Here is an 890-nt window from a genome sequence, read left to right as displayed (position 1 = left end):
CCGGTGGATAACTTCGGGAAAATTTTGATTTTGCGCTGTATGGACACACTTCTCCTGTAAAATGGTCAAAAACAATTTGGATTTTAAGCGGCTTTTTTAACTGGGGGGCTTTCGGTTGCCCGTCTTTTGCTGATTTTGACCGCATTCGCTGTCATGATGCCAAAAAATACCCATACCATTTCCCGTGCTTCTCCTTTGGCTTTTACTTTGTGCAAGCCATAAGCGGTTTTATGAGTGCCAAAACTGCCTTCCATGACTGTAGAGCGTTGGTTAGCAATGCTACTTTTAAGTTTCCTCTCAGCCGGGTTATTAGTTTTTGGCCCCTTCTGAGCAAAGCAGGTAAAAACCTTTTTCTTTGTTAGGTACTTTCGGTTGGTGTTGGTGGCATAAATGCGATCTGCGCCTAGTTGATGCAGCTCATTGAATACAGTTTGATGTTTTACGGCGCTCAATTTCAGCCGGGTAGTTTCATTAAAAGCATTGAAGTCCATTTTGTCTATCATACAGATCCCGTCCACAGAAAGCAGATGAACCTTCATGCCGAACTCGACGCGTTTGTTCTCCTTGCCACGGATCATGGGTCTTACATACGGTTTGGGAAGGGATACAATCCGGTTTTTAAGTTCTTTGGCTGGATGAGTGGTCAAGAACAGCTGTTGCTGTAATACTGTTTTGATGGTGCGTAAGTACTGCCGTTCATGATCACTGAGCTGTATTTGTGGGTAAGCATTGAAAACGGTCTGTAGTTGGTCTACTCCTTTTTCAAGCAGATAAAGCAGGGCTTTGTGACGCTTGCTTCCTTGTTTATATGTTTTCCTGCGGCTACGATCATAATCCCGTTGCTTACGTTGCTGTTCAACATATTTACTCCTGGGCCTTTTCACTGATAT

Annotated in this window: 1 protein-coding gene; it reads right to left on the bottom strand. The window is 43.6% G+C overall.

The genetic code is table 11. The features are described 5' to 3' along the window. Positions 1 to 83 precede the first annotated feature (83 nt). Positions 84 to 890, bottom strand: an 807-nt coding sequence (locus AC04NP_RS30525) for a transposase family protein (protein WP_482863918.1), incomplete at its 5' end; no start/stop codon positions are given.

This window comes from Agaribacillus sp. DX54 (assembly GCF_056858335.1).
The sequence above is the reverse complement of the archived record's forward strand: the minus strand, read 5'-3'. Positions and strand labels throughout refer to the sequence as shown.